At 64.7% G+C, this 9894-nt stretch carries 13 protein-coding genes; 12 read left to right on the top strand and 1 reads right to left on the bottom strand.

Going from position 1 to position 9894, the window contains the following annotated elements; genetic code table 11:
• Nucleotides 1-172: 172 nt before the first annotated feature.
• Nucleotides 173-1018: a xanthine dehydrogenase gene (locus ACOJTD_RS15230; protein ID WP_420133737.1), complete on the bottom strand. Its 846-nt coding sequence runs from the start codon at nt 1016-1018 to the stop codon at nt 173-175.
• A gap of 271 nt (nt 1019-1289) precedes the next feature.
• Between ACOJTD_RS15230 and ACOJTD_RS15235 the strand changes: the two genes are divergently transcribed.
• From ACOJTD_RS15235 to ACOJTD_RS15290, 12 genes are all read left to right on the top strand, one after another.
• The gene (locus ACOJTD_RS15235) at nt 1290-2186 is read left to right on the top strand and encodes an SDR family NAD(P)-dependent oxidoreductase (RefSeq protein WP_420133738.1); all 897 of its coding nucleotides are present in this window, start codon (nt 1290-1292) and stop codon (nt 2184-2186) included.
• Between the two features lie 495 nt (nt 2187-2681).
• Nucleotides 2682-4433, top strand: a complete 1752-nt coding sequence (gene nifA / locus ACOJTD_RS15240; RefSeq protein WP_420133739.1) for a nif-specific transcriptional activator NifA — start codon at nt 2682-2684, stop codon at nt 4431-4433.
• Nucleotides 4434-4810: 377 nt separating this feature from the next.
• Nucleotides 4811-5005 carry a 4Fe-4S binding protein gene (locus tag ACOJTD_RS15245; RefSeq protein ID WP_054161698.1) on the top strand — a complete coding sequence of 65 codons (195 nt, stop codon included), beginning with the start codon at nt 4811-4813 and terminating at the stop codon, nt 5003-5005.
• Nucleotides 5006-5166: 161 nt separating this feature from the next.
• Entirely contained in the window at nt 5167-6723 is a 1557-nt protein-coding gene (gene nifB / locus ACOJTD_RS15250) for a nitrogenase cofactor biosynthesis protein NifB (protein ID WP_420133740.1), read from the top strand.
• 19 nt (nt 6724-6742) lie between these two features.
• Complete coding sequence (locus ACOJTD_RS15255) at nt 6743-6964, top strand: 4Fe-4S binding protein (RefSeq protein ID WP_420133741.1); 222 nt, start codon at nt 6743-6745, stop codon at nt 6962-6964.
• Between the two features lie 10 nt (nt 6965-6974).
• Nucleotides 6975-7328 carry a HesB/IscA family protein gene (locus ACOJTD_RS15260; RefSeq protein ID WP_420133742.1) on the top strand — a complete coding sequence of 118 codons (354 nt, stop codon included), beginning with the start codon at nt 6975-6977 and terminating at the stop codon, nt 7326-7328.
• A gap of 3 nt (nt 7329-7331) precedes the next feature.
• Nucleotides 7332-7871 (top strand): hypothetical protein, encoded by a 540-nt coding sequence (locus ACOJTD_RS15265; protein ID WP_420133743.1) that lies wholly within the window; start codon nt 7332-7334, stop codon nt 7869-7871.
• Nucleotides 7861-8664: a 4Fe4S-binding leucine-rich repeat protein gene (locus ACOJTD_RS15270; RefSeq protein ID WP_420133744.1), complete on the top strand. Its 804-nt coding sequence runs from the start codon at nt 7861-7863 to the stop codon at nt 8662-8664. Before ACOJTD_RS15265 ends, ACOJTD_RS15270 begins: the two co-directional genes overlap by 11 nt.
• On the top strand, nt 8661-8957 hold the full coding sequence (locus ACOJTD_RS15275; RefSeq protein WP_420133745.1) for a nitrogen fixation protein NifZ: 297 nt from the start codon (nt 8661-8663) through the stop codon (nt 8955-8957). Before ACOJTD_RS15270 ends, ACOJTD_RS15275 begins: the two co-directional genes overlap by 4 nt.
• Nucleotides 8957-9187 (top strand): nitrogen fixation protein NifZ, encoded by a 231-nt coding sequence (locus tag ACOJTD_RS15280; RefSeq protein WP_420133746.1) that lies wholly within the window; start codon nt 8957-8959, stop codon nt 9185-9187. Before ACOJTD_RS15275 ends, ACOJTD_RS15280 begins: the two co-directional genes overlap by 1 nt.
• A gap of 46 nt (nt 9188-9233) precedes the next feature.
• Entirely contained in the window at nt 9234-9434 is a 201-nt protein-coding gene (gene nifT / locus ACOJTD_RS15285; protein ID WP_022721823.1) for a putative nitrogen fixation protein NifT, read from the top strand.
• Nucleotides 9435-9436: 2 nt separating this feature from the next.
• Nucleotides 9437-9712 (top strand): hypothetical protein, encoded by a 276-nt coding sequence (locus ACOJTD_RS15290; protein WP_420133747.1) that lies wholly within the window; start codon nt 9437-9439, stop codon nt 9710-9712.
• The last annotated feature ends 182 nt before the right edge of the window (nt 9713-9894 follow it).

Here is a 9894-nt window from a genome sequence, read left to right on the forward strand (position 1 = left end):
GGCGCTGATCACCCTCCCCTGGAGGGGGAGGGTCGGCGGGCCTTGCGAAGCGAGGCACGACGGGGTGGGGTGAGCCGCAGGCACAGCGGATGAACTCTTCGCCACCCCACCACCCCGCTCGCTACGCGAGCGACCCTCCCCATCCAGGGGAGGGTGATCAGCGCCAGCCCAATCAGACCCGCACGTAAGCCCGCGCGTCCTGCAACTCATCAAGTCGCTCAGCCGCCCGGCACACCGCGTTGGCGATGGTGCGGCCACGGCTGTCGATGCCGGTCCATTGGGCGTGGCGACCCCGCGGGTCGATCTCCAGCAGCTTGACCCGGACCGGGACGTCGCTGCCGTCGCGCACGATGCCGCGGACGATGCCGTCGCACGGTGCGCGCACCGGTTCGCCACCGAGGTGGCCGAGCACGAAGCCCTTGAACACGCGGCTGCCGATCTCGACGGGGGTGTGCCATCGTCCGCTGGCCTGCGAATACTGGAAGCGCTCCGCGCCGGCATCGCCGAGCGGGCTGGCGACGCCGTCGGCCGCGTCGGTCCAGCCGTGCGCCACGATCAGTCCGCTGCGCCCCGGCCGCGTCTCGATCGCCGCGTCGCAATTCACGTCGGTAGCAAAGCCCGGGCCGAGGCCGATGCTCAGTCCGGCCAACCGGCGCAGGTCGGGTGTGACGCGATGCTTCTGCATGCGCGCATCCACCAGCAGGTCGATCGATCGCACCGGCAGCAGATCCGGCAACTGCAGCCACGTCACCTGGATCGCCGGGGAGTGCCGCAGCGCCTGATAGATCTGCATGCCGTCGTCGGCTCGCACGCCCGCCACGCCGTCGACCGACACCGCATCGCCATACAGCGCGTCGTGAAATGCCATCCGGCGCCGGATCACTGGCGGAAACGGATCGTGCGACATCACCACTGCGAAGCCGGTGCGATGCAGATGTACCGCGACGGCGGATGCGATCTCGCTGGTGCCGAGCACCACCGCGAAGCGGCGTCGGCTATGATGGATCGGCTGGTGCATCCGGATCTCGCCTGTCGCAAGGGTGACTGTGGCGGCTGATAAGCAAGCGCCGGACCAAGCGCGATTGCGGCTCTCCTTGTCGCGAATTACGTCTTTGGTCGAACAATGCTGTCGGGAACGCCACGATTTGTCGGGCCCGTTCGCGCGTGCGATGTCGGGCACATGACATTGGCTGGCAGCTAAGCACCGCTTTCTCTACGGAATCGCGCAGGTGCTGACATTGGCCCGGTTCATGCAAAGTCCTCCGTGAACCAAGTGATGGAGGTGGTCCTTGCACAGCGAGCCGTTGCAGGCCGAGCGGCCAGGGCATCCGGGCGGGCCGGGACCACACGCTCCCGCAACCCAAGATCACCCGGCCGGGCATCCGGCTGGCGTCGCGCCGACATCCGGCGCCTGTCCGTTTCACAACGATCAGCGTGAGTCGCGCTCGGGCAAACAGAAGACACTGGTGCTGACTGGCGCCTCGCGCGGCATCGGCCACGCCACCGGCAAACTGTTCTCCGACGCCGGCTGGCGGATTATCACCTGCTCGCGCCAGCCATTCGCCGATGATCGCTGCCCATGGGCGACCGGCGTCGAGAACCACGTCGCGGTCGAGCTCGCCGATCACCGCGCACTGCCGCGTGCGATCGATGAACTCAAGGAGAAGCTCGGCGGCGGTCCGCTGCATGCGCTGATCAACAACGCGGCGATCTCTCCGAAGAGTGAGGCCGGCGAGCGGCTGACCTCGCTGAATACGCCGGTCGGCACTTGGATGAGCGTCTTCCACGTCAATCTGCTGGCGCCGGTGATGCTGGCGCAGGGCCTGTTCGAGGAACTGCGTGCTGGCCAGGGCTCGATCGTCAACGTCACCTCGATCGTCGGCTCGCGCGTCCATCCGTTCGCCGGCAGCGCCTACGCGACGTCGAAAGCGGCGCTGACCTGCCTGACCCGCGAAATGGCCCACGACTACGCGCCCTACGGCATCCGCGTGAACGCGATTGCGCCGGGCGAGATCAAGACCGATATCCTCTCGCCCGAAACCGAAGCGATGCTGGCCCCTACGATTCCGATGCGCCGTATCGGAACACCGGACGAGGTGGCAAAGGTGATGTTCTTCCTCTGCTCCGACGCGGCAAGCTACGTCACCGGCGAAGAGATCCACATCAACGGCGGACAGCGGGTGTAGTGCGGACGCGGGACCAAGCGCTATCCGTCATCCCCGCACAGACGGGGATCCAGTATCCCCGTGCGCTCATTGTTGATCGCGCTTGTTCAACGCCTACGCCCTGGAATACTGGATCGCCCGCCTTCGCGGGCGATGACGGGAGAGAGTGGGGCGGCGCAGTGCGCCACGTGTGAGACGGATGATCAATGATGGCCTTAGTTTCAAGCGAATAGTTCGCAATTAGTTCATTCATCGGCTCGTCGCGCGCCGCCGCTGCTCTTCATTTAACACGTCCATTTTGCGTTGCATCAATGCGGCGGTTGCGCGATTCCGCTGGTAACTAAGTAATCAGAGCAATTTCAATCATCTCGCTCTGGCGACGAACTGTGCAGTGACAGCTATCAGTTTCCTCAGCGATGCAGCCAAGTTGAGCACGACATCGGAATGAGGATCAGACACAATCCCGCAACGCTCCAGAACTAAAGGGGGAAAAGCTCAGGAGCGATGGAGATGGAAATGGCTCAGCGCGAAGTACGTCTTGTCGAGAGCGAGCAATCGCGGAAGCCGATGAACCAGAACCCAGTACCGCTGAGTGAGATTGCGCTCACCGGCATTTTCGAGATTTCCAAGATCCTGACCGCGCCGGCGCGGCTCGAAGTCACGCTGGCCAACGTGGTCAACCTGCTGCAGTCGTTTTTGCAGATGCGTAACGGGGTCGTGTCCCTGCTGGCGGACGACGGCGTGCCGGATATTACCGTCGGCGTCGGTTGGAACGAAGGCAGCGACAATCGTTACCGGGCGCGGCTGCCGCAGAAGGCGATCGATCAGATCGTCGCCACGGCCGTGCCGCTTGTCGCCGACAATGTCTCGGCGCACCCGATGTTCTCGGCGGCGGACGCATTGGCGCTCGGGGCCACCGACGAGACCCGCGTGTCGTTCATCGGCGTGCCGATCCGAATCGATTTGCGCGTGGTCGGCACGCTGACGATCGACCGGGTTCGCGACGGCCGCTCCAATTTCCGGATGGACGCCGACGTTCGCTTCCTCACCATGGTGGCCAACCTGATCGGTCAGACCGTCAAACTGCACCGCGTGGTCGCTCGCGACCGCGAGCGGCTGATGGCGGAGAGCCATCGGCTGCAGAAAGAGTTGCTTGAGTTGAAGCCGCAGCGTGAGAAGAAGCGCGTTCGCGTCGACGGCATCGTCGGCGAGAGCCCGGCAATCCGCACGCTGCTCGCCAAGGTCAGCATCATCGCCAAGTCGCAGTCGCCGGTACTGCTGCGGGGCGAGTCGGGCACCGGCAAGGAACTGATCGCCAAGGCGATCCACGAATTGTCGGCGCGGGCCAATGGGCCTTTCATCAAGATCAATTGCGCGGCGCTGCCGGAGTCGGTGCTGGAGTCCGAACTGTTCGGCCACGAAAAGGGTGCCTTCACGGGGGCCATCCAGTCGCGTAAGGGACGGTTCGAACTCGCCGACAAGGGCACGCTGTTCCTCGACGAGATCGGCGAGATTTCGGCATCGTTCCAGGCCAAGCTGCTGCGCGTGCTGCAGGAGCAGGAGTTCGAGCGCGTCGGCGGCAACCAGACCATCAAGGTCAACGTCCGCATCGTCGCGGCGACCAACCGCAATCTCGAAGAAGCGGTGGCGCGCAAGGAATTCCGCGCCGACCTGTACTACCGCATCAACGTGGTGCCGATGATCCTGCCGCCGCTGCGCGACCGGCCGACCGACATCCCGCTGCTGGCGACCGAGTTCCTGAAGAACTTCAACAAGGAGAACGATCGCGAACTGGCGTTCGAGCCGCATGCGCTGGAACTGCTGAAGGCGTGCTCGTTCCCCGGCAACGTTCGCGAGCTGGAAAACTGCGTCCGCCGCACCGCGACGCTGGCGATGGGGCCGCAAATTCTCGACAGCGACTTCGCCTGTCACCAGGACGAGTGCCTGTCGGCAATTCTATGGAAGGGCCATGCCGAGCCGGCGCCCGAGCGGCCGCGGCCGCAGATCCCGCTGCAGGTGCTGCCGCGCAAGGCGCCGCTGGAAATCGTGCCGCGCGAATCCGCGAGCGCGCCGCTCGAAGCCGGCGGCCTTGCACCTCCGTCGTCGGAAGCCAGCAACGGCGCGCCGATGTCGGAGCGCGATCGCCTCGTCAACGCAATGGAGCGCTCCGGCTGGGTCCAGGCCAAAGCCGCCCGCCTGCTCGGCCTCACCCCCCGCCAGATCGGCTACGCACTGAAGAAGTACGACATCGAGCTGAAGCATTTTTAGCGCTTCAGCTACGCATCCAGCTTAGCGGCGCAACGCTCTTCCAGCACCCACCTCCGTCATGGCCGGGCTCGTCCCGGCCATCCACGTGTTTGATAACTTTGCCTTAGCGCCGTAGGCGGGTTGAGCGAAGCGAAACCGATCACCTCCGCGCTGAGGCCGATGCGTTTCGCTATGCTCAGCCCATCCTGCGAACGCACCATCCTTGTTCGCGCAGCGCCAATCCGGAATCTGTCAGACATGCGACAAGTGTCGGGGCCCCGACACCGTCGCGGAATCACGGGTTTGTATAATCCTTCTAAGAATCAAGGAGGTAGCGCTCTGGCACGAGGCTTGAAAGACGAGGCGTAACGCAATGTCTCTCAACCGAGGAGCCGGCTATGGCCTACAAGATCGTGACCTCTCAATGCACCGTCTGCGGTGCGTGTGAATTCGAATGTCCCAACGCTGCGATCAGCATGAAGCGCGGCACCTATGTGATCGACGCCGCCAAGTGCACCGAGTGCGAAGGCCAGTTCGACAAGCCGCAATGCGTCTCGGTCTGCCCGGTCGACAATACCTGCGTGCCGGCCTGACGCCTGTTTGACCGAACGACGCTCCGTCGCCTTGACCGTCGGATGTCGTCCTCGCCCGATCGCCGTGCCCGCAGTTTGCCACAAGACGTTTGCCGGCCCGGTTGCAGCACCATTCCACGGACAAGCCGCCTGTCGTGCGGCGCTATCAACGAGGCCCGGACATGACCAAGCTGCTGCAACTGCACGATTTCGGCGCGCCGGGTGCGACCTCGTTCGATGAGTTACGCAAGAGCACTGCCGCGTCCGGCTGCAGCACCAAAGGCGGCGCCGGCAAGACCGGCTGTGGCTCATCCGCTGGCGAGAGCGATTTGCCGCCGGAGATTTGGGAGAAGGTGAAGAACCATCCCTGCTACTCCGAGCAGGCGCATCATCACTTCGCCCGCATGCACGTCGCAGTCGCGCCCGCGTGCAATATCCAGTGCAATTACTGCAACCGCAAATACGATTGCGCCAACGAGTCCCGCCCCGGCGTGGTCAGCGAGAAGCTGACCCCGGAGCAGGCGGCGCGCAAGGTCGTGGCGGTGGCCTCCACCATTCCGCAGATGACGGTGCTGGGCATCGCCGGCCCCGGCGACGCGCTCGCCAATCCGGCCAAGACGTTCAAGACGTTCGAGATGGTCACCGAGGCGGCACCCGACATCAAGCTGTCCCTCTCGACCAACGGTCTGATGCTGCCCGACTATGTCGATCAGATCGCCGCCATGAACGTCGATCACGTCACCATCACGATCAACATGGTCGATCCGGAAGTCGGCGCGAAGATCTATCCGTGGATCTTCTACGACCACCGCCGCATCACCGGTGTCGAAGCGTCCAAGATCCTCAGCGAGCGGCAACTGCTCGGCCTGGAGATGCTGGTGGCCCGCGGCATCCTGGTGAAGATCAACTCGGTGATGATCCCGGGCATCAACGACGAACACCTGATCGAGGTCAACAAGGCGGTGAAGTCGCGCGGCGCCTTCCTGCACAACATCATGCCGCTGATCTCCGAGGCTGAGCACGGCACGGCGTTCGGCCTGTCGGGTCAGCGCGGCCCGACCGCGCAGGAGCTCAAGGCGCTGCAGGACGCCTGCGAGGGCGAGATGAACATGATGCGGCACTGCCGCCAGAGCCGCGCCGACGCGGTCGGCCTGCTTGGCGAAGACCGCAGCGCCGAATTCACCACCGAGAAGGTGATGGAGATGGACGTCGCGTACGACCTCGCCGCCCGCCAGGCCTATCAGGCCAAGGTCGAGGCCGAGCGCGACGCGATCGCGGCGGCGAAGCAGCGCGAGATGCAGTCGCTGGCCGACGAGACCGCGAAGATCAAGATCCAGGTCGCGATCGCCACCAAGGGCGGCGGCGTCATCAACGAGCATTTCGGCCACGCCCACGAATTCCAGATCTACGAGGTCTCGGCCGCCGGCGCGAAGTTCGTCGGCCATCGCCGCGTCGATCTGTATTGCGAGGGCGGCTACGCCAGCGACGCCGGCATCGAGCCGATCCTGAAAGCGCTGAACGACTGCACCGCGGTGCTGGTCGCCAAGATCGGCATGTGCCCGAAGGATTCGCTGGCCGGCGCCGGCATCGAGGCGGTCGAGACCTACGCGTTCGAATATATCGAGCAGTCGGTGATCGGTTACTTCAAGGACTATCTGGTCCGTGTCGGCAAGTCGGAGATCCGCCACGTCGCGCGTGGCGATGCCGACATCCGTCAGGGCGCGTTCGTGGCGGTGTGAGAGCGGCGGGGGCAAACCGATGGCCTACAAGATCGTCGCCTCGCAATGCACCGGCTGTTCGGCCTGCGAGCCGCAATGCCCGAACACAGCGATCTTCGAGAAAGCCGGCACCTTCGCGATCGATCCGGCGAAGTGCTCGGAGTGCGTCGGCCATTTCGACCAGCCGCAATGCGTCGCGGTCTGCCCGGTCGACGATACCTGTGTGATCGACAATTCAGTCCCGCGTTATCGGGCGGCTTAAGGGGAGAACGATGAATCTGATCCTGACCGAAGCAGCCGAAAAATTCATCCGCCGCATGTTGCGGTTCTCCGGCGGCACTGGTGGCTTCCGCATGGTGGTGAGTTCGGGCGGCTGCTCGGGCCTGTCGGCGACGTTCGATGTCGAAGCCGCGCCGCAGGTCGGCGATGTCGTCGTCGAGCGCGGCGACTACAAGCTGTTTCTGCCGCAAGCCAGCGCCGATCTCCTGAACGGTATCACCATCGATTTCCGCGACAGCATGGCCTCGACCGGCTTCGTGTTCATCGATCCCAATCCCTCGAGCTGCAAGTGCTCGGGCGACGGCGCGCCCGCCAAGCCGGCGCTGGCTCAACTCGGCGAGTTCTGATCGATGCCGCACCGCCTGCACAGCGAGCTGACGATGTCCGGACCCGAGCAGTCGCTGCTCGCCGGCGCGCTGCTCGGTGCGGGCCTGCCGGCCGAGGCGCATCGCCACCTCGAACTGGCCGGTGCGGATTTCCAGAGCGATGCGGTGGCCGAACAGCATCTGCGCGAGGCGCAGATGCTGGCGCCGGACCATGCGGCGGTGCTGATCGGCCTCTATCGCTTCTACTTCTACAAGGGCCGGCTCGGCGAGGCGCTCGGCGTCGCGCAGACGTGTCTGGCCAAGGCTGCGCGCGACAACGGCCTCGATGCCGACTGGCGCAACGTCCGTCGCGGCGACGCCGAGTTCTCGAGCTACGCCGCGATCCTTCCGCGGTTCTATCTGTTCGCGCTGAAGGCCTACGCCTATCTGCAGATGCGGCTCGGCAATATCGACGACGGCCACGCGGCGATCGACAAGCTGCTCGAGCTCGACCCGACTGACAAGGTCAACGCCTCTGTGCTCAACGACGTCTGGAAACGGATCGGGCACGACGATGACGAATGACATCGACGAGGCCCTGGATTGGCAAGGCAAAGAGGTCGATTGCGCAAGCTGCCCGCACCGCGCGCAGCGCGACGTAGGCGGCTGCGAGCTGAAGAAGTCCTGCGTGCAGGACCGCTACGCCCGCCGTATCGAGCGCTTCTTCCAGAGCAATCGCACGCTGGCCGACCAGTATCTCGACCATCCGTATTTCGAGACACGTGCGGTCGCGGCCGGCTACGCTACCGTGTTCCTGCTGCCGAAGCTGCTCGACGATCCGGACGAGACGGTGCGCTGGAGCGCGGCGCGGCGGCTGCCCAAGCGTTATCTGCTGCCGCTACGCAACGATCCGCATCGCGAGGTCCGCATCCGCATCGCCTCGGTGATGGAGGGCGAGCAGCTGCGGCCGATGGTCAACGACAGCGATTACTACGTCCGCCAGGTCGTGGCGCGGCGTGCTTCGCCGGCACTGCTGCCGCTGCTGGTGCTCGATCCCGACAGCGGCGTACGCCGCGAGGTGGCGCGCCGCATCGGCTCCGAATGGCTGGCGCAGATGGCGATGGACAAGGACGGCGACGTCCGGCTCGAAGCCGCACGGCGGATGTCGCCGGGGCGCTTGTTGGCCATGATCGGCGATGCCGATTGGCGCGTGCGCTACGAAGTCGCCAGCCGTGCCGAGCCGTATGAGATCGGCCAGCTGCTCGACGACACCGATCCGCTGGTGAAGGAAATGGCGCAGAGCCGCACCGGCAATTTGAACGCGCCGTCGCCGATCGGAATCGGTCGCGTCACGCCGGCACAGGAGAAAACACCATGAACATCAGCCGCGACAGCGACATCGTCGAACTCGATGGTCCGCCGACGTTCGAATACGGTCAGAAGGTGCGGGCCAAGATCAACATCCGCAACGACGGCACGTTTCCCGGCAAGGAAATCGGCGAGGTGTTGGTGAAGAAAGGCGACGAGGGCTATGTCGTCTCGATCGGCACCTTCCTGCAGCAGTTCTACATCTACGGCGTCGATTTCGTCGCCCAGGGCCGCATCGTCGGCATGAAGCGCAAGGAGCTGGTTTCGGCTGAAGCCGAGCAGCCCACGCAGGAGGTGGCGTGATGAGCGACCCGAAGTATCAGTGGGGCCAGCGCGTCGCCGCGCAGATCGACCTGTTCAACGACGGCACCTTTCCGGATCAGCCCGAAGAGGCGCTGCTGGTGAAGACCGGCGACGCCGGGGAGATCGTGCGCATCGGCATGCACGAAGAGAGTCAGCAGCCCGTTTATCTGGTCGAGTTCGCCGACAACCGCGTCATCGGCTGTCTCGAACACGAAATCTCACCTGTCTAATCGAAGTAGACGTCGCTGCGGCGGCCCAACCCAAGGACCGAAATCGATGAAAGTGATGATCCGCAGGACCGAGAAGGGGCTGTCGGCCTACGTCGCCAAGAAGGACCTCGAAGAGCCGATCGTCGAGATCGAGAACGAGGCGCTGTGGGGCGGCAAGGTGACTCTGGCCAATGGCTGGCAGCTCGAGCTGCCGGCGATGGCGGCCGATACGCCGCTGCCGATCACCGTCGAAGCCCGCAAGCTCTGACGATGACGATCAGCAGCGACGATGTTGCCAGGCTGGACGCGCTGCTCGGCGGCGCCGAGGCGGAGCGCAGCGCGCTGACGATGCTGCGCCAGCAGCTGCCGCATCTGTCGCTGACGTCGTGTGATCCGTCCGACATCGACGCCGAGGCGCCGTTCCGCGAGTATCCGCGGTTCAGCGTCTATCTGGTCGACGGCAGCCAGCATTGCTGGACCATCACGGCCGATGCGGCGAAAGCGACAGGCTTGGTGGTGACGCATCACAAGGTGGCGCGGGGGTAAGTGCGTGGGACGTGTGTCCGTGTCGCAAGCATTTCAGCGTCATTGCGAGGAGCACCCGGATCGGCGATTCGCGTCGTCCGAGTACAGGCTCCGCGACGAAGCAATCCAGCCCCGTGCACTGCGCTCTGGATTGCTTCGCTTCGCTCGCACTGACGGGGAGAGGCCGTACCCCAATTAAGGCT

It is taken from the genome of Rhodopseudomonas sp. (assembly GCF_048594845.1).
Classification (GTDB): domain Bacteria; phylum Pseudomonadota; class Alphaproteobacteria; order Rhizobiales; family Xanthobacteraceae; genus Rhodopseudomonas.